At 60.5% G+C, this 18,964-nt stretch carries 14 protein-coding genes; 5 read left to right on the plus strand and 9 right to left on the minus strand.

Annotation, left to right across the window (positions count from 1 at the left end):
* Nucleotides 1-41: 41 nt before the first annotated feature.
* Complete coding sequence (locus tag JK202_RS10060; RefSeq protein ID WP_211560675.1) at nucleotides 42-638, minus strand: Crp/Fnr family transcriptional regulator; 597 nt, start codon at nucleotides 636-638, stop codon at nucleotides 42-44.
* 271 nt (nucleotides 639-909) lie between these two features.
* Here JK202_RS10060 and JK202_RS10065 point away from each other — a divergent pair, with 271 nt between their 5' ends.
* From JK202_RS10065 to JK202_RS10080, 4 genes are all read left to right on the plus strand, one after another.
* Nucleotides 910-1,713 carry an OmpW family protein gene (locus JK202_RS10065; protein ID WP_211560678.1) on the plus strand — a complete coding sequence of 268 codons (804 nt, stop codon included), beginning with the start codon at nucleotides 910-912 and terminating at the stop codon, nucleotides 1,711-1,713.
* Nucleotides 1,714-1,988: 275 nt separating this feature from the next.
* Nucleotides 1,989-3,125 carry an efflux RND transporter periplasmic adaptor subunit gene (locus JK202_RS10070; RefSeq protein WP_211560681.1) on the plus strand — a complete coding sequence of 379 codons (1,137 nt, stop codon included), beginning with the start codon at nucleotides 1,989-1,991 and terminating at the stop codon, nucleotides 3,123-3,125.
* A gap of 18 nt (nucleotides 3,126-3,143) precedes the next feature.
* A complete protein-coding gene (locus tag JK202_RS10075) occupies nucleotides 3,144-6,254 on the plus strand; it encodes an efflux RND transporter permease subunit (protein ID WP_211560684.1) in 3,111 nt (1,036 codons plus the stop codon).
* Nucleotides 6,251-7,771: an efflux transporter outer membrane subunit gene (locus JK202_RS10080; protein WP_211560686.1), complete on the plus strand. Its 1,521-nt coding sequence runs from the start codon at nucleotides 6,251-6,253 to the stop codon at nucleotides 7,769-7,771. Before JK202_RS10075 ends, JK202_RS10080 begins: the two co-directional genes overlap by 4 nt.
* 166 nt (nucleotides 7,772-7,937) lie before the next feature.
* Here JK202_RS10080 and JK202_RS10085 read toward each other — a convergent pair whose 3' ends face one another.
* The 6 genes from JK202_RS10085 to JK202_RS10110 form a co-directional block, all read right to left on the minus strand.
* Complete coding sequence (locus JK202_RS10085) at nucleotides 7,938-9,878, minus strand: M61 family metallopeptidase (protein ID WP_211560688.1); 1,941 nt, start codon at nucleotides 9,876-9,878, stop codon at nucleotides 7,938-7,940.
* An 80-nt stretch (nucleotides 9,879-9,958) separates the two neighbouring features.
* Nucleotides 9,959-10,555 (minus strand): histidine phosphatase family protein, encoded by a 597-nt coding sequence (locus JK202_RS10090; protein WP_211560690.1) that lies wholly within the window; start codon nucleotides 10,553-10,555, stop codon nucleotides 9,959-9,961.
* A 49-nt stretch (nucleotides 10,556-10,604) separates the two neighbouring features.
* Entirely contained in the window at nucleotides 10,605-11,537 is a 933-nt protein-coding gene (locus JK202_RS10095; protein ID WP_211560693.1) for a ribose-phosphate pyrophosphokinase, read from the minus strand.
* A gap of 152 nt (nucleotides 11,538-11,689) precedes the next feature.
* Entirely contained in the window at nucleotides 11,690-12,574 is an 885-nt protein-coding gene (locus JK202_RS10100; protein WP_211560696.1) for a hypothetical protein, read from the minus strand.
* 101 nt (nucleotides 12,575-12,675) lie between these two features.
* Nucleotides 12,676-13,611 carry a hypothetical protein gene (locus JK202_RS10105; RefSeq protein ID WP_211560699.1) on the minus strand — a complete coding sequence of 312 codons (936 nt, stop codon included), beginning with the start codon at nucleotides 13,609-13,611 and terminating at the stop codon, nucleotides 12,676-12,678.
* Between the two features lie 79 nt (nucleotides 13,612-13,690).
* Entirely contained in the window at nucleotides 13,691-14,809 is a 1,119-nt protein-coding gene (locus JK202_RS10110) for an energy transducer TonB (RefSeq protein WP_211560702.1), read from the minus strand.
* A gap of 237 nt (nucleotides 14,810-15,046) precedes the next feature.
* Between JK202_RS10110 and JK202_RS10115 the strand changes: the two genes are divergently transcribed.
* Nucleotides 15,047-15,694 carry a DNA-3-methyladenine glycosylase family protein gene (locus JK202_RS10115; protein WP_408872150.1) on the plus strand — a complete coding sequence of 216 codons (648 nt, stop codon included), beginning with the start codon at nucleotides 15,047-15,049 and terminating at the stop codon, nucleotides 15,692-15,694.
* Between the two features lie 7 nt (nucleotides 15,695-15,701).
* Here the strand turns inward: JK202_RS10115 and JK202_RS10120 are convergent, their stop codons facing one another.
* Nucleotides 15,702-18,056, minus strand: a complete 2,355-nt coding sequence (locus JK202_RS10120; protein WP_211560707.1) for a bifunctional diguanylate cyclase/phosphodiesterase — start codon at nucleotides 18,054-18,056, stop codon at nucleotides 15,702-15,704.
* A 209-nt stretch (nucleotides 18,057-18,265) separates the two neighbouring features.
* Nucleotides 18,266-18,949 (minus strand): hypothetical protein, encoded by a 684-nt coding sequence (locus JK202_RS10125; protein WP_249199919.1) that lies wholly within the window; start codon nucleotides 18,947-18,949, stop codon nucleotides 18,266-18,268.
* Nucleotides 18,950-18,964 lie beyond the last annotated feature (15 nt).

The following is an 18,964-nucleotide window of genomic DNA, read 5'->3' on the forward strand; positions in this document are numbered from 1 at the left end:
GCACGCCCTGATGGCGGGAATGTGGCCCTTGAGGAAAAGGGCTATTCCATGCCTTCGGCGATCGTCGATATCCGTTCGGGCATCAGTAACGTGATATGGGTAATGCTTCTGATACTGATAAGTTTCTCTTTTTTGAATGCGCTGAGGATCCGGCTGACTGTTTCAATAGTGAGTCCGAGGTAATCCGCAATATCGGTGCGCGGCATTGGCAGGTCGAGTTCGATCGGGTGCGACAGGTCGGGTCTGTCCAGATGGGTGCAGCGTTCGATCAGGAATGTGGCCACACGTTCACGCGCTGTTTTGCGTCCCAATAGTGTCATGCGGGCCTGCATCAGGGCGAGCTCGCGGGAGGCTTCCTCGCGAAGGCGATGTTCGAGGCTGGGAAAGCGTTCGGTCAGGCGCTGCATGCCGGCATGGGGGAAACGGCAGAGTGTGGCGCTGCCGAGGGCTTCGGCTCCAAAAGCATAGCTCGTCGAGGCTGCAAGCCCGAGAAAGTCCCCGCCTTCCGCAAAGCCGGTAATCTGGCGCCGGCCATCTGGAAGAAGGGTGAAGAGCTTGACCCTGCCGCCGGTCACGACAAAGAAATCATGGGCCGGAGCACCCTCTTCTATAAAGGACCGACCGTCTGAGACTGTCATGCGGGAAGACTCGTTGGCAAGAACGGCCAGATCACAGTCGTCAATGCTGCTGCAGATACTAAGACGTCTGCCCACGCAATGGGCGCATCGATCATGGACATCCTCTGAATTATGTGACGCTGACATGATGAACCCTGTTCCCGTTGCGCTGATCTCGGCCTGAAGACTTTCAGCCACACTACCACATAATTTACCAGACTTGATTCAGGTCAAGGTGATGGGTGGGGAGGAGTGCTTTGTGAGCCTCAACGAATGTTGATGGAACTTTCAAATGAAACTTAACGCTTTCGCGCTGGCTGCCGTAATCGGTGCCGTTGCAACTCCCGCGTTTGCCCAGACGGCTCCGGCAGCTGCTCCTGCCGCACCCCAGGTCATGATCAGCGCGCCCATGACGGCAGCTCCGGTGCCTTCCGTGAACATCCATGCGCCGGCTTCGGGCCATTGCGGCCTGTTCCAGACCTGCTCCAACACACGCATCGGACTGGGCAAGGGTGATTTCATTGTCCGTCTGTCCGCGCTCGGCGTCCTGCCGGAAGACCGTGACAGCAGCCTGTCCCTGAACGGCGCCCATCTTGGCGGTCGCGTGAAGACGACGCGTCAGGTCATGCCGGAGCTGACGTTCGAATACTTCTTCACCGATAACCTGTCGGTTGATCTGATCGCCGCCAGCACGCGTCACGAAATTGCTGCTGAAGGCGTTCCGGGTCTGGGCAAGGTCGATGTTGGCAGTGCCTGGGTTCTGCCGCCGACTGTCACGTTCGCCTGGCACTTCCGTCCGCACAAGCGCTTCAATCCGTATGCGGGTGTTGGCGCAACGCTGGCGTGGTTCCACAACGTCTCCCCCGCCGGTGGCCCGCTCACGCAGAAGCTTAATGTCGGCGTGACCGGCGGTCCGTCCGTCAATGTCGGCTTCGATTATCAGGTCGTCGGCAACTGGTTCTTCAACTTCGACGTGAAGCAGATGTTCATGCGTGTCCATGCCTGGGCCCAGAACAATGCCGAAACCACGAAGATCACGGCACATGATTCCCTCGACCCGACCGTCGTGGGCGCAGGTATCGAATACCGCTTCTAGTCTTCGGATCAGAGCACAGTGTCTGGGAGGCGGCCTTTCTCCGGAAAGGCCGCTTTTTTGCATTTTTGTGGCAATCTCATAAAACTTTTGCAATACGGTCATTCCATCAGTGCAAAAGTCCTTTCGTTTCCGTATGTGACATCTGACGTCCTGCCATGACCATGGTAAGACCGTCTGCCATGAAATTGTCCGAGTGATGGCAGACAGATCATTCTCCAGACGTTTCGGACGAAACGGGACGTCTGTCCTGACAGATTACGGGGTTTCCTATCAGCATGCGCGTTACACGCGTCGGCGCGCTGGCCATTGGCCTGCTATGCCTGGCCATTCTTCTCGTCGTTGTTCTGCGATTCCGAACCCCGCATTCACCCGTCACAACGGCTGAATCCCCCATGGTGACATCGTCGCAGGGTCATCTTGTGGTCCGCGAAGGCAGTCCACTTGAGAAACGCCTGACCATACAGGCTGTTGCAAGTGTCTCCCGTGGTCATGGTCTCGCGCTTCCGGCACAGGTGATGACGGAACCTGACCGGCAGGTGAATGTCTACGCTCCCGTAACCGGCCGGATCACGGGTGTGTCCGTGCATCTGGGGCAGCGCGTCCAACGTGGTCAGGTGCTTGCCACCATTGCCGCTGGTGATCTGGATCAGGCCTGGGCTGACGATACCCGCGCCCGTGCTGCCCTTGATTTTGCGCGCCGGGCCTATGCGCGTGCGCAGGGTGTTCAGGCGATCGGTGGCAATGCCGTCAAGGATCTGGAATCCGCCCGCAATGATCTGGCTCAGGCGCAGGCGGAAGCTGAACGTACGCAGCGCAGGCTTCAGGTTCTGGGGGCGCGGCCGGGCTATTCCGCTCAGGGTCAGGCCCCACTGGTTTCTCCCGTGGACGGTGTGGTGTCCATGACCGTGATGGCGCCGGGAGAGAACATCACCGATCCGACCGCCATCCAGATGACGGTGCTGGACCTGTCCGAAGTCTGGATTGCCGCAGCCATTCCCCAGGACAGTCTGGCCCAGATCAGCGACGGCAATGTGCTGTCAGTCAGTTTTGACGAGTTTCCGGGGCGCACCTGTTCGGGACGTGTCGTCAGCTTCGATCCTGCGCTTCATGCCGATACGCGCCGGGTCAATGCCTATATCGCCTGTCCGAACACCGATGGCGTGCTGCGCCCCGGCATGTTCGTGGACGCGACACTCAATGTTCCGCAGGGAAACGACATCATCATTCCCAAGACTGCACTTCTGATGAACAACGACCAGGTTTCCGTGTTTGTCGAAACGGCACCACGCACATTCCAGCGCCGCGATATCGTCATCAGCTATGATGAGGGCGACAGCGTCCGCGTGCTCAAAGGGCTGCTCGCCGATGAACGCGTCGTGACGAGCGGTGCCATCCTTCTGAATGATGACTGATCCGGTGGCCCTGAGCTGATGATCGAACGTTTCATCTCCTGGTGCTTCAATCACCGGAACATTGTTTTCTTTTCCGCCCTGATTCTGGCGCTTCTCGGCGGTCTTTCATGGAAGATCCTGCCGGTCGAGGCGTATCCGGATCTGGGTGCCGTCAGCGTGTCGATCACGACCCAGCAGGAGGGTCTGGCCGCCGAGGAAATGGAGCAGCAGGTCACGATTCCGCTGGAGCGGACGCTGGCCAGCGTTCCCGGCGTGACCGACAGTCGCTCCACCAGCACGTTCGGCCTGTCGCTCATCACGCTGATCTTCCGTGAAGGCACGAATGTCTATGCGGCGCGCCAGCTTGTCGAGACGCAGCTTGCCAATAACCCGCTGAGCAACGGCGCCATGCCGTCGTTGGGGCCGATTTCCGGCCCGAGCGGTGAGATCTATCGCTACACGCTGGAATCCGACGACAAGAACCTGCTGGAACTGTCCGATCTTCAGCGCTGGACCGTCATTCCGGCGATCCAGCATGTGCCGGGCGTTGTCAGCGTGGACAATTTTGGCGGCCTGACGCGCGAGTACCAGCTCGTTCTCGATCCTGCCTCGCTGATGCGCTACCATATCGGCCTTGAAGACGTGCTGACGGCCATCCGCAACAGCAACGTCAATGCCGGTGGCGGTCGCGTCAGCCGGGGTGAGCAGTCCTACATCATCCGCGGGATCGGCATGATCCACACGCTGGATGATATGGGGAACATAGTCGTCGCCAGCCATGGCGGTGTGCCGGTCTTCGTGAAGGATCTGGGCCGCGTCCAGTTCGGGCATCAGGTCCGTCAGGGCATCCTCGGCAAGGACCGCAATCCCGATACGATCGAAGGCGTGGTGACAATGCTGAGCGGGGAAAACCCCTCGCTTGTGCTCGATGGTCTTCACACTACGGTGGCCAAGCTACAGCAGCAGCTTGCCCCGAGCCATGTCCGCATCGTGCCGTATATGGACCGCGACCATCTCGTCCTGTCCACGACCCATAAGGTCACGGAAACGATGATCGAGGGCATCGTCCTCGTCGGTGTGATCCTGACCCTGTTCCTTGGCAGTCCGCGCAGTGCCATCGTCACGGCTGTGACGATTCCGCTCGCGCTGTCAGTCGTGTTCGTGCTGATGCACAGCTTTGGCATGTCGGCGAACCTGTTCTCGCTCGGCGCCATTGATTTCGGCGTGATCGTGGACGGTGCGATTGTCATTACCGAGACGATCCTCCGTATCCGTGAGGAACGCCCGACTGAAACTCTTGATCCCGTCGAAGTGCTGCCCGTAGCGCAACGGGCCGGGCGGGCGATTTTTTCGTCCACCCTCGTCATCATCGTGGCCTACAGCCCGCTTTTTGCCTTCGAAGGCAGCGAGGGGAAGCTGTTCCGCCCGATGGCCTATACCGTCAGCTTCGCGCTGCTCGGCGCGCTGCTCTGTGCCCTGACGCTCATTCCGGCGCTGACCTATCTGGCGCTGCGCAAGCCCAAGCACATCTGGCACAATCGCCCGCTGGAATGGCTGCATGCGCGTTATACGCACTGGCTCGGCCATTTTATCGACCGTCCGCTGATCGCCTATGGCGCGGGTGTTGCGGCAATGGTTGCGGTTGTGGTCCTTGGGGTGTCGATCGGTCGGGAGTTCCTGCCGGATCTGGATGAAGGGTCACTCTGGCTTCAGGTCCAGATGCCGACGGGTATTTCGCTGGAAAAAGGCGAGTCCATCGCCAACGAACTGCGTCATGCGATCCGCGAGTTCCCCGAGACATCCTATGCCATTACGCAGCTTGGACGCTCGGATGACGGCACCGACCCCTGGACGCCCTCGCATATCGAAATGCCAGTCGGGCTCAAGCCGTATGACCAGTGGCCGTCCGGCGAGACCAAATCACAGTTCGTCGAGCGCCTGCGGACGCGCCTGTCGCAGATTCCGGGCATTGATTTCGGCATCAGCCAGCCCATCCAGGACAATATGAGCGATCTGGTCGGCGGTGCGCACAGCCCGCTCGTCCTGCGCGTCTATGGCAACGATTTCCAGGAACTGCGCCGCATTGGCCAGCAGATCGTGGATATCCTCCATCAGGTTCCCGGAACGGCTGAGGCGTCGATCTTCCAGGAGCCGCGTATTCCGCAGATTGACGTGGTGGCGGACCGTCTGGCTGCGGCCCGCTATGGCATTCATATCTCGGACATCTCCGATGTCGTGTCGAATGCCATTGGTGATGCGCCCATCACGACCGTCTATGTGGATGACCGTTTCTATAACGCGACGCTTCATATCCGCCGCAAGGACTTGCAGGATCTCCAGTCCCTGGCGCAGATCCCGCTTCTGGATGCGGACGGCGCCTATATTCCGCTGTCGCAGGTTGCGCATGTCGGGCTGCATATGGGCGAGAGCAATATCGCCCATGAGATGAGCCATCGTCAGATCACCATCCGCGTGGATAATGGCAAGCGGCCCCTGTCGCAGTATCTGGCGGATGCACAGGGCCGTATCGACCAGCAGCTGCATTACGACAAGGAAAAATACTCGCTCGAATGGGCCGGCTCCTTCCAGCAGGAAGAACGGGCCCAGAAGCGTCTGATGATCGCGCTGGGCGTGATGTTTGCCGTCATGCTGGTGCTGCTCTTCGCCGAGTTCCGCAAGATCCGTCAGGCGTTGCTGATCCTGAGCGTCGTGCCGCTGGCGACACTGGGCGGCCTGATCGCGCTGCATGTCCGGGGTGAGACGCTGAATATCGCGACCGCCGTGGGCTTCATCGCGCTGTTCGGTGTGGCCGTGCAGAACGGCATCATCATGATCGCCAGCATCAACCGCCATCGGGTGGAAGGTCTGGGCGTGCGGGATGCGACCATCGCCGGTGCGGGCGAGCGGTTCCGTCCGGTTCTCATGACCGCGACGGTGGCGACGGCCGGGATGCTCCCGGCTGCTCTCGCCACGGGTGTTGGCACGGACGTGCAGCGCGGCCTGGCGACGGTCGTGGTGGGTGGTCTGGGTATTGCAACCCTCCTGACGCTGTTTGCCCTGCCGGTCTATTTCAGTGAGCTTGAAATGTGGGTTGAACGCCGCGATGCGAAGAAGCGTCCGAAACCTGCCACAGAGGGAGCCGGATCATGATGCGGCACTCCATGATGTCCCGTCATGCAACGCTTCTGCTGTGCCTGACGGCGCTTTCCGCCTGTGCGGTTGGGCCGGATTTCCATCGCCCGGATCTGCCGAAGAACGCGGCCTATCAGGGCCAGCCGCTGACCGCGACCACCGGACACGGTGCCGCAGGTGCAACCGTGCCCCAGCAGTTTCAGGCGGGCGTGGATATTCCGGGCAAGTGGTGGACGGTGTTTGGCAATCCGTCCCTGAATGCGCTTGTCGATCAGGCACTGGCGAACAACCAGTCCCTGCGCGCCATGCAGCAGGGACTGAAATCTGCCTGGGAACAGCGCCGGATCGAGGGCGCGGGCCTGTATCCGACGCTCTCCGCTTCGTTCAATCCGACGCGGAACAAGACCTCGAAGGTTTACTCCCCCGTCCCGAATTCGAATGTGTGGCTCTATAACGTCCATACCGCGCAGCTGAATATTGGCTATGTGCCGGATCTGTGGGGCGGAACGCGCAGGGCGATTGAGGCGGCCGGAGCGCAGGCGGATCTCCAGAAGTTCCAGCTTGAAGCCACCGCGCTGACCATGATTTCCGATCTCGTGAATGCGACGATCGAGGAAGCCACGATCCGCGCTGAAATCGACGCCACCAACGAACTGATCCGCAGCCAGCGCGCGGTGCTGAAGACCGTGACGGCAGAGCAGGGCATCGGCAATGCATCGCGGCAGGACATGGTCCAGCAGCTGGCCTCCGTGGCGCAGCTTGAGGCGACGCTTCCGGGCCTGAGCCTGCAACTGGCCCAGACACGGGACCAGATGGCCGTTCTGGTTGGTGTGACGCCCAATTCACCGCTGCCCGAATTCCGGCTGGAGCAGTTCACTCTGCCCAAGACGCTCCCGGTCTCGCTGCCGGGTGATCTGCTGAACCAGCGTCCCGATATCCGGGCTGCGCAGGCGCAGATCCAGTCCGCCAGCGCGCAGATCGGTGTGGCCATCGCCAACCGTCTGCCGAACGTGCAGCTTAGCGCCACACCGGCGCAGGCTGTCGGGGTGATGAGTGACTTCTTCAAGCCCGGTTATGGCAACTGGACGATCGCTGCGACCCTCATGCAACCAATCTTTCAGGGTGGTTCGCTGCTGCATGCCGAGCGTCAGGCGCGCGACAACCTGCTTCAGGCCAACGAGACCTACAAAGCTACGGTCCTGTCCGCGATTCAGGACGTGGCGGACAGTCTGCATGCCGTCACGTTCGACGCCGATGCCCTGAAGGCCGATGAGGATCTTCTGAAGGCAACGACGCAGAGCCTGACGATTGCCCACGGGCAGTTGCGTCTGGGAGATGTCAGCGAACTCGTGCTGCTTCAGGCGCAGCAGACCGATGCTCAGGCGCGTCTGGCCTACGTTCAGGCCGAAGGTGCGCGTTTTTCTGACAGTGTGGGGCTATTCCAGTCGCTTGGCGGTGGCTGGTGGAACCGTAATGACATGGGAATGACGCCGGCCGCGCAGAAGGCGCTCGGGAAGTCGCTGCTGCCTTGGTGAAGGTATTCAGGGCTCTGCCCTGAAACCCGCCAAAGGCCGGGGGCCTTTGGAAACCGCTTTATTGGAATCGGGATCAAAGGGACCGCGTCCCTTTGCGGGGTATGGGGCAGCGCCCCATACAGGCTGATCTGACTCTTCACAGGATCAGATCAGCCCAAGACGCCCCTTACGGACGCGGCGCGTAAATCGCGCTCAGGCGATCCGGCGTGCCTTCGATGCGCTCCAGATGCGGGTAACGCAGGCCATCGTGATAGGGGATGGAGACCGTGCTGACATGGTCGCCGGATTTCACGATCAGGCGGATGTCCTGCTTCGGATCCTTTTGCGCGTCCGTGACGGCATGGAGCAGACGCTGGGGCGTGAAGCTCATGTCGTTGACGGCCACGATCGTCGTGCCAGGGATCACGCCTGCCTTGAAGGCCGGGCTCATCCAGTGCTCGCGTCCCACATGTCCGGCGCCATTCACTGTCAGGCCGAGGGAGAAGGACAGGTCCGTAGAGTGACGGGCGGCTTCGCTGGCTTTGACGAAGGAGGTGGGCTTGGACGTGTAGACCAGCTTGTAGCCGCCATTGGTCAGGCCATTGAGTGGAGCATGCAGCTGGATTGTGTCCAGACGGTCGTGCAGGAACTTCGCCCAGTCATAGGGCTGTACGCTGTTGAGCGTCGCGACCACATCGTTGAACTGATAGGGGCTGACGACGAAGCTGCCGCTGTTCGTGCCGAAGAAGGCCTTGGCGAAATCATCCAGCGACTTGTGGTCGTTGGACAGCTTGCGGATCAGAGCATCGGCATCCAGCCAGACGAGCTGGCCTTCGACGTAATAGTCTTCCGAACGCTGCCAGTCGCGCCATGACAGCGGTGCACGCTGGGCGATAACCGGATCGTTCGTCGTGTCTTGCAGCGGGCGCCACTGACGGCCCGTCTGGTTGTCATAGGACGCCGCCATATAGGCCAGCGCTTCGAAGCCCTGATCCTTCGTCACGAGCCCGGAGCGCGCGGCCAGAACATTGCCCCAGTACTGCGTCTGTCCTTCATAGACCCAGAGCAGGGAGCCACGCTGCGGCGTGTTGAAGTTCGGCGCCCACATATCGGCCGGACGGCGATACTTGCCGTTCCAGGAATGGGTGTATTCATGGGCCAGCAGGTCACGCGTAGGGAATGTCTTGTCCCATTCCGTGAAATAGCCCGGTGCCGCGCTGTTCTCGCTGGACTGGTGATGCTCGAGGCCGATGCCGCCAAGCTCTTCCGTCAGAGCCAGCAGGAAGTCGTAATGGTCATAGTGATGCGAGCCGAACAGGGATGTGGCCTGACGCACGAGGTTCTGATGCGCGGCAACCTGCTGCGGCGTGGCGTCCAGTGAATCCGGATCATCTGCCACGACATCCAGCGAGACCGGAACATGGTCCGGCCCGGTCAGGTCGAACTTGCGGAAATAGCGCCCGGCGTAGATCGGTGAGTCCACGAGCGTGTTGAAGGTCGTGGCGTTGAAATGCGTCTCGTCGCCATAGGTGGCAGCACGGAGGGCCGAGCCGATCTGCCAGCCATGCGGCACGCGCACGGAGGGCTGAACCGAAATATCGCGGGTAAAATACCCGGCCGGGTAGAGCGAAACCTGATCCCACTGCACGTTGACGATGGACGGCGTCATGACCATCCGGCCCTGACCCGGCGCAATCGGGGTCATAAGCTGGAAATGCAGATCCAGGCTCGGCGTGCTGCTGGAGACCGGGACGTGGAAGGCGGCGACGTTCACCGTGTCGCGCTTCCACTCCAGCGTGCGCCCACCGCTCTGTACGTGCAGGCTGGCGAACTGTTCGATGACGCCCGTCGGGGAATGGTCGCCAGGGATCCACATCGGATACAGAAGGATCATCTCGCCCTTCTGCTGCGCCTCTTTCGGCACAGGAACCGTCTCATGGATCGACATGACATGATGGACTGTGTCGGTCGCATCGACTGAAACCGTCAGGTTGCCCGGGAAGGGGCGATCCAGCGGTTCGGGGATGGGAGCCGGCATGGGAAGCGGCATCGGTTGGGTCTGGGCAAGTGCAGGGGAGACCAGACCGCTGAAAGCCGTCAGGGCAGCCAGAAGGCGCAGAGAGGACATGAGGATATTCCGCTTGTAAATCAAATTACTCCAAGCCCTAAACGGCTTGGCAAACCTTCACAAGAGGCTGTTCGGCAGTTTCAGATCAGGGCGGGGGTGTGGATGGTCCAGCCGGCCTGTCCGGGTTCGAGAAACATCGGCACGGCATTGGGCAGGCGGACATTTACCGGGAGTCCCATTCCTGCACGCAGCCCTCTGAAAAGTGCGCCATGAGCCACGAACAGCGGGGTTCCTCCGGCTGCGAGTTCGCGGTTGATGGCGGTGACGGCGCGGGCCGTCAGGGCATCAAAGCTCTCGCCACCTTCCAGAAGGTGGCCCTGTTCGATCCAGGGCTCGTACCAGTCTCCCATCGGTGTGCCTTCCTGAACCCCAAAGCAGACTTCCGCGAGTTCGTCCTCGACCCTGAACGGCAGCGTCACACCAGTCATGTCGCGAATGGCGTCATGGGTATGGGTGGCGGTCACAAGTGCGCGGCTCAGGGGAGACGACACGATCCGGTCGAAAGGCTGCTGCCCGTCACGGAAAAGCCCGGCAAGCGTCTCTCCCGCCCGCGTCGCCTGGGTCAGGCCGGTTTCGTTAAGGGGGATATCCGTTCGACCCTGTGCCAGTCCCTGACGGTTCCAGTCAGTTTCACCGTGGCGAAGATACCAGTAAGAGCTGAGGGCAATCTGCGACATGGCGAAAGTCCGTTCACGAAGACTGGACCGTGAAACGGGCCGATAAACCTCAGTCGAAGAGAGAAGAGACTGAGCTTTCATCGGCAACGGCGCTCATGGCCCGGGCGAGCAGGTTGGCTGTGGTGATCTGGCGGATATTCGGGGTCTCGAGGAGAGCCTCGGTTGCCGGAATACTGTCAGTCAGCGTCAGCATGTTCAACGGACTGTCTTTCACGCGCTGGCAGGCATTGCCAGTCAGAACGCCGTGAGTGACGTAAGCTTCCACGCCCTCTGCACCGCGGGCCATGAGGGCGTTGGCAGCGTTGCACAGCGATCCGCCACTGTCGATGATGTCGTCCACCAGGACGCAGTAGCGACCTGCGACGTCACCGATGACGTTCATGACTTCCGACACCCCCGCGCGTTCACGGCGCTTGTCGATGATGGCGAGATCCACATTCAGGCGCTGTGCGAGCTGACGGGCACGGACCACACCACCCACATCCGGGGAGACAATGATGAGTTCGCGGTCAGGCAGACGGGTCTTGAGGTCGCGCACGAACAGCGGCGCGGCATAGAGATTGTCGGTCGGGATGTCGAAAAAGCCCTGGATCTGCATGGCATGCAGATCCATCGTCAGGATGCGGTTGGCACCGGCTTCGGTCAGCAGGTTCGCGACGAGTTTGGCGCTGATCGGTGTGCGCGGGCCGGATTTGCGATCCTGCCTTGCGTAACCGAAATATGGCATGACGGCCGTGACGCGCTTGGCCGATCCGCGACGCAGCGCATCGAGCATGACCAGCAGTTCCATGAGATGGTCATTCGTCGGCATGCAGGTGCTCTGCACGACGAAGACGTCCTCACCGCGGACGTTTTCCTGAATCTCGACGAACACTTCGCCATCGGCAAAGCGTTTTACCACGGTTTTGCACAGAGGCATCCGGAGTTCATGGGCGACCGCGCGGGCCAGCGGCAGGTTACTGTTGCAGGCTACGATCTTCATGAAAAACGGCCTCGTCCGGTGTCCGACAGGGAAGTTGCTGGCCTTCTAACAGCGCAGCGCCCCCCTGTCATCCGTCCTGTCTCATTCTTTCTGCGTACCAGTTGGTCGGCATCTGCATGCCGTGCCAACCCGATACACTCAGTCCGGCTGTCTCAGAACTGCCAGGCCAGTCCGGCGTGCAGCTTCAGACCGTTGCTCAGGGCACTTGAGGTGCCTGAATAGGAATATGCCGATACCACCTGGTTGCTGAATACTTCGCCATTCCGGTCACGGCCGTAGGAAATATAGGAGTAGTCTCCGCCCGCCGTCAGATGGAGACGCCGCGTCATGCGGTAATCCATGCCAAGCCCACCTTCCCACAAGGGACGTGGCTGGTTGTTGTAGGAAATACCGGAATTGAGGACTTCCGCCCATCCGAACCGTCCACGCAGGACGAGGCGGGATGTGAGGGCGTAATCAGCCTTCAGGCCGGCACCGGCGAAGTAACGTCCGGACCCGTAGCCGAAATCTCCGTCACTGCCGCTCGTGACATATCCACCCTGAATGAAAGGCGTCAGCAGAAAGGTATCGGAGAGCAGAAGAAAACCCTTGCCGATCTCTCCCCGATTATCCGTGCCATTGGAGCTGTCGTTTCCGCCCGCTGAAAATCCGAACGGCGCAGAATTGCTGGAGTAGCTGCGATAATGAGACTTGTAGTTCCTCTGGCCGTCTTCAAGCGAGAAATGCAGGGCGCCGTAAAGATTTTCGATCCCGAAGGCATTGAACATGACCGACGCATCGGCCTGAAAACCTGGGGTCCAGCCGATGGTGCGATAGCGCGAGGCGCTTGCGGATTGGGTGATAAATCCGGAACCGCCATTCTCCGTTGCGCGGGCATTGTAGCCGCTGACGCTGTTGCGGAACGTACCTGTCATCGAAAGGCCGATCTCACGGTTCACGGCAATGACAGGTGCGGGGTCAGCGAGGGCGGAAACAGTGGGGATGAGACCCGCGCAGAGAGTCACGGTGGATAGGAGAGGACGGAACAAGCGACGCATCAGAAACTCCGGATGAAAAAGCCAGAGTCGTGTAACAAACAGGATTACATAAATATACAAAGAGTTACAAATATATGTCTCTGTTATGATTTCATCTGCGATCAGGCGGCTTTTTTCGGCGTATTCTTCGTCTCCGGCAGAGGAGCATGTTCCCGGCCCGAGAAGTTTGTGACGATGGTCCGCACGCCCTGAGCAGCCTCTTCTGCGGCCATGTCGGCGGTATCGCCCCATGCGCCATCCAGCGAGTGGGGGGCGATGTCGTGCAGCTGGGTGGCGGCTCCGGCCTCTTTTCCGGCCGGTGTCAGGACGTGCCAGACAATCTCGATATGATCGACAGGATGTCCGGTGTTGCCCGCTGCGCCTGTTTTGAGGTCGACCGTTCCACGGACAATGAAGTCCGCGCCCTTTTCAGTGGTTGTCACTGTGTTGGTCTTGTCTGGCAGTGAGGAATAGAAGGCACGGGCCAGTGCGACATTGCCGTCGCCGGGTGCGCCGGTGACACCCTTGAAGCAGATCTTTGCAGGCCGGTTCATGAGGCTGTGCGGGTCCTGCTGCATCATGTTGGCCTGGATGCCCGTGAGCAGGTTCGCCAGCTGGGGTGCTTCCTGAACGGCAGCGCCCTGAAGTGCCATCCTGTCGCCAGCGCTCCATCCCGCCATATCCACCGCGGGTCCGTCCGTTTCCGCCCGGATCTTTCCTTCCGGCGTCATGATGACGTAGTGGGGCACAACTGTCCCTCCGTGGGTGGCTGCGCTCATTTTCAGCCACCAGTCCCCCTTCTTGCGCGGCTGGGCGATGGCAGGAACGGACTGGCCGACCATGGCCTGTGCCATGTCATGAGCCCAGAGTGCGGCGGCATCGTCGGACAGCAGGGAGTCTGTGGGTGTCGGAACGGCGAGGCGGGCCGGGGGTAGATTTGCCGCTGTCAGATATCTAGCCTGCTGCCCCGGATCGGCGAAGGGCCGTGAAAGATTGAAGCACCCTCCCAGGACAAGGGGGAAGCAGAGAGGCAGCAGGGTAAAGCAGAGGCGGCGCATCGGTGTTCCGGTAACAGGACAGTGACCCGGAGGACTGTATGGGATTGCGGCTCCGATGTCGAAGCCGCGCCCTCTGCCCTTACCGGCGGATCAGGATGTAGTTGATCGTCACGTCGATATCGAAATGGTCGCCCTTCATGTCCGGCGGAACCGGTGGCAGATGCGCGCCCTGGAACATGCCGGTCGTCGCGGCATCCAGCGAATAGGACCCGGACTGGCTCATGAGCCGGACGGACTTCACATGGCCCGAACGGTCCAGCACCACATGCACCGAGGACGGACCATCCTCGCCGGCGCGGGCGGCCTCTTCCGGATAGTACATATGCGCCCGGATCCAGCGGTCGATCTCGCCGCCGTAATCCTCGCTGACGCCCTTAACGCTCGTGCGGGTCTGATACGGTGCGTTGATGGCGCCGTTCATGCTGAGTGGCCCCAGCGACATATCGATTGGGCCGCCAGACCCGGATGCACGACCGCGATGACGACGATAGGGCGAGGGCTGTTCGCCGAACGACAGGTCCATCGGATGCGCGAATGGATTGTTCCGATCGGAGCGCACGGAACGCTGCGAGTGATGGGCGTGCGGGGACGTCTGCTGGCTGCGATGGCTTGGCGCTGCACCAGGTGTGATGGGCGCAGGCGTGGGCGCGGTCTTGGGCAGTTCGGCCGAGGGTTCCTCGGGCACGTCGGGCGCGGATGGCGTTTCAGGTGTCGGGACAGCCGGGGTCGGTGCAGCCTGTTCCTTTTCCGGCTGCTGCTGGTTTTCCTGCGTCTCCTGCGGACTCTCGGCCGCGGGGGGAGGCGGCGCGCCACCTTCCTCATGCTCGCGGGGGCCGCGCATGCTGCTTTTCGATGGCGGCGTATCGAAGACCATTTCAACCTGCGGCTGTTCCTGCCCGGCAGGTGAGCCATGCACGCCCTGATGCTGCATCAGGAGGAAGGCCAGAACGGCGGCGTGAAGTCCGGCCGAGAAAATGAACGGAACTGTCGGCCCGTTCTCGACAATGGTCTGCGGCCGCATCATCGGCGTCAGCACCGGGCGGACCGGAACTGCTGGCGGTACGTAGTCTCTCAGGCGCTCGCGGGTGCCTGCGGGGGCATGCTGTGGACGTGCGGGAGCTGTCCGCGCCGAGGGGGCGAAGAGCTGGGGCTCGCGTTTCTGCGGCTTTCCGGACGTGACGGCGGCCGTTCCGCTCATATGCGGATCAGTCCATCGGGAAAGGACCTGGCAGAAAACAGCCGGTCGGCGAAGGGAAGGTGGCGTCGCATCATCGCCAGACCTTTTGCACCAGGGCGGTCGGGGTTGTCATCCGGCAGGCTGGTTATCCGGGGCTGGGGGTGGGCGTATATCTTGGCGTATCATGGCAGTAATGCGAGACCCACGAAAGACACAAAGAGTCACGCGAACCTTAACTTCCGGAAAGGCATGTTCCTGATGGCTGATTCTGCCACACTTCTTGGCGCAGATCCCGATCTTGCGGCGGTCATCGCCCGGATTGGACCGTGCACCCTGCGCGGTGATGATGGGCAGGAGCCCTATGATGCCCTTCTGCGAGCCATTGCCGGACAGCAGCTGCACGGTGCGGCGGCGCGGAAGATTTTTGGGCGTCTGTGCCTTCTTGGTGAGCCGGGCAGCCTGGAGGGACCACCACCGGTGCCGGAGCGGATTCTTTCGCTTTCCGAAGAAAGTCTTCGGGCCTGCGGTCTTTCCGGAAGCAAGCTGCTGGCTATGAGGGGCGTTGCACAGGCGCGTCTGGATGGCATCGTGCCCAGCCGTTCCGAAGCCGCTGGCATGACGGATGAAGAGCTGATCGCACGTCTTATCACCCTACGGGGCATCGGGCGCTGGACGGTCGAGATGCTGTTGATGTTTACGCTCAACCGTCCCGACGTAATGCCGGTTGATGATTTTGGTGTGCGGGAGGGGTGGCGCCGGATCAGGAGACTTGAGCTGTCACCCAAGCCAAAGGCATTGAAGGAAGAGACGGCCCGCTTCTCTCCCTACCGCTCTACGCTGGCCTGGTATTGCTGGCGCGTGGCGGAGGAAGGGAAGAAAACGGCTCCCAATCCGTTGACGGCCTGATGCCCGCTCAGGAGGCTTCCATTACGGCCGGAATTGCAGCCATGAACTGGCGGGTATCTTCGGGAGACAGGGGGCGTGAGAGCAGATACCCCTGCACTTCCGTGCAGCCCAGACGCTTGAGGTAGGATAGCTGTTCCTGGCTTTCCACACCTTCCGCGGTCACAGCCACACCGAGATCGATCGACAGATCGACCACGGCACGAACAATGGATGCAGCCCGGGATTCGCGCAGCATGTCCCTGACGAAAAGGCCATCCAGCTTGATCTTGGAGAATGGGAAAAACCGCAGATATCCGAGAGACGAGAACCCTTTGCCGAAATCGTCGAGCGCAATGGAAATCCCGGCGCTCTGAAGACGGCTCAGCAGGGTGAACGTCGCGGCATCCGGCTCCATGAAGATGTTCTCGGTCATTTCGATCTGAAGGCAGCGGGCTGGAAAGCCGGTATTCTCAAGAATCTGGAACGTGTCTTTGAGGAACGCAGGAGCTTCCAGCTGCCCGACCGAAACATTGATCGAGAGGATCAGCCCTTCGTCCCACTCGCGCGCAAAAATGCAGGCCCGTTCCATGACATAGACGCCAAGACGGTGAATGAGCCCTGCTTCTTCCGCCAGCTGGATGATCCGCTCGGGCGGCACGCGGCCATATTCGGGGTGAGACCAGCGGATCAGCGCCTCGAATCCACAGAGTTTCTGACTCTGGGTGTTGAAGAAGGGCTGGTACACAATTCCCAGCTTTCCCTCCTCGAGGGCCTCAGGAAGGGCGCGGATCAGGTCCCGGTTCCGCTTGGCAACGGTGCGCAGTTCAGGATTGTAAAAGCGGTGCGTATGGCCGCCGAGACTCTTGGCCTCGTAAAGCGCCAGGTCACTGGCTTCCAGCAGACTTCCCACGCGTTCCGAGCCCCCGATGGACAGGACGATTCCCACGCTGAGGCCGACTGCGCAACGCACGCCTTCGCCAATCCGGATAGGAACATTTGTCAGCGCATTGATCAGACCCGTGGCCGTGGTGGCGACCTGAGCGGGGGTCGTCTGGCGCTCCAGAAGCATGAATTCGTCGCCACCAAAGCGATAGAGCCTGTGACGCTCGCTCAATGTCCGGCTAAGAACGACCGTAACTTTCCGCAGCATCTCGTCGCCGGCGGAATGGCCATAGCGGTCATTGATCTGCTTGAAACCGTCCAGATCAAGGTTGAGCAGCGCAAACGCTTCGCCCGTCCGTTCGGCCTCGATGAGATAGCTTTCCATGTCGTCGAGGAAGGCGCCGCGGTTTGGCAGGCCAGTCAACAGATCATGCCTTGCCCGGAAAGAGGCGCTTTCCTGTGCCCAGTGCGTCTGGGTCACGTCCGTTCCGACGCCGCGATAGCCGATGAATATGCGGTCCTGAAAAACGGGACGGCCACTCAGCGACCAGAAGCGCTGCTGACCATGCAGGGTTCCTGATACGACGATGTCCCGGAAGAAAATCCGGTTGTCGAGACACTGGCGCAGTCGGCCGAGCCCGGTGCGCTCGTCACCGTCAAAAGCCGACGGGCCTGCAAGATCGGACAGGATGTCAAAAAAGACCCGCTTTTCCAGCCATTCCCGACTGTTGCCGAAAGCAGAGGCCAGACTGGCCGAAACATTGTGCAGGGTGCCTGACGCGCAGGTTTCCCAAAGCCAGTCGCCGGTGTCGTCATCGGCATTCCGAAGCAGAAGCTGCACGATGCTGTTGCGCTGTTCGAGGGAATACCGGCTGACCAGGAATGCCTTGAACAGGGCCCGCACTGCCATCGTCAGGGACAGGACAAAGAACAGATACACCGCGAGTTCGATGGCGATGTAGAAATAGAACGATCCGTGGTCGATTTCCCACGCCTGAAAAAGAGCGCTGCAGCAGGAAAAGACCAGCATGAGGGCAATGATCTCTCCCAGTCCCGTCAGGGGCATCAGGGTGATCGTCGTTGCCGTCAGTCCAACCATGATCCCCGCGACCATGACCCTGTCATTGGCATCCCCATAGGGAAAGACGATGGGCGGAAGTGTGATCCAGCAGAGCGCGAATGCGAAATTGAGCCCTTTGAGAATCCAGGACTGCCGAGTGTCGACCAGCTTTTCGGTGGGGATCGCATAGAAGCAGATGTTGTAGACCACGAGCAGGAACATGACGGCCCCGGCCAGGATCATGCCGTAGGTCGGATAGTTCCGCATCAGGCAAAGGCCAGCAATCGGGCCGCAACTGATCTGGGGAACGAAATGAAAGAAGTTCAGGCCGCGGAGCACCCGGCAGCGCGAGAGACGAATGTCTTCCTCCGCTCCGGCCGGGATTTCAGCGCGGAAGGGAAAAAAACGCGTCAGCTGCATCTGTTTCAGCAGGGCGGTCATTGTGACGCGCATGCCCGGGAGGGGGCAACAGGATCCGGTGAGACAGGCAGGGGCATCATGAACCTTCCCAATAGAGGAGGAGGGTGCCACGATGACAGGGATTTATGAAGTTTTTCTTTGTGGCTTACGAATTTGTTGCGGGCAACATCTCCGTGCGTCGGTTATGGCACACCGTGCACGGAGATTGCCGGTAAAAGCTTAATGTTTCGTTAGTGAGCCATTTCCGGCGTTGTGGCGTAAATTTCGAAGCTTGCCTTTTCGAACATCTCGATACACTCGCGCATGTTCGCCGTCAGAGCGGCGCGCGTGATGTCCGGATCGTTGGACGGATAGTAAGCGCGGGCCAGATCTTCGTCGATTTCCAGATGGGACGGGCCGTCATGCTCGTGTTCGTCATGGGCCAGGCCCCAGGTCCAGTGCTTCTTTGCGAACAGGCTGGTGAACTTCGGTGCATGACACAGATAGGCGGCCAGTTCCTCGGCGATGTATTCCACCGCTGCAAGCCAGGAGAAGAAGATCACGGGATCTTCGCTGTCGGCATTGGCAATCAGCTTCTGGACGGTTGGCAGCGTATCGTAATGGGTTCCGAACAGATCGAGGCCGAATTCCTTTGCGCCATCGGCCCACAGGATGGCGTGTGAGCCTTCCTCTTCCTTCATTTCGCGGACAGCTTCACGCGCTTCCGAGAAGAAGGCCTTGATGCGCGTCTGTCCAAAACGCTGGACGAGCGGCTTGATGGGCAGGTGGCCGACACGCACGTCAATAGCGCGCTCAAAAGCCTGAATAAAAGGCCACCATCCAATCATCATTGCCCGAATAGTCTCTTTATCGCCGTGGGCTGCACCACGGGCCAGCGCGGAAGAATAGATCTTCTCACGTGTAAAGACACGCATTTCGGTACGATTTAC

Source organism: Gluconobacter sp. Dm-62, assembly GCF_018256155.1.
In the GTDB taxonomy this organism is placed as follows: Bacteria; Pseudomonadota; Alphaproteobacteria; order Acetobacterales; family Acetobacteraceae; genus Gluconobacter.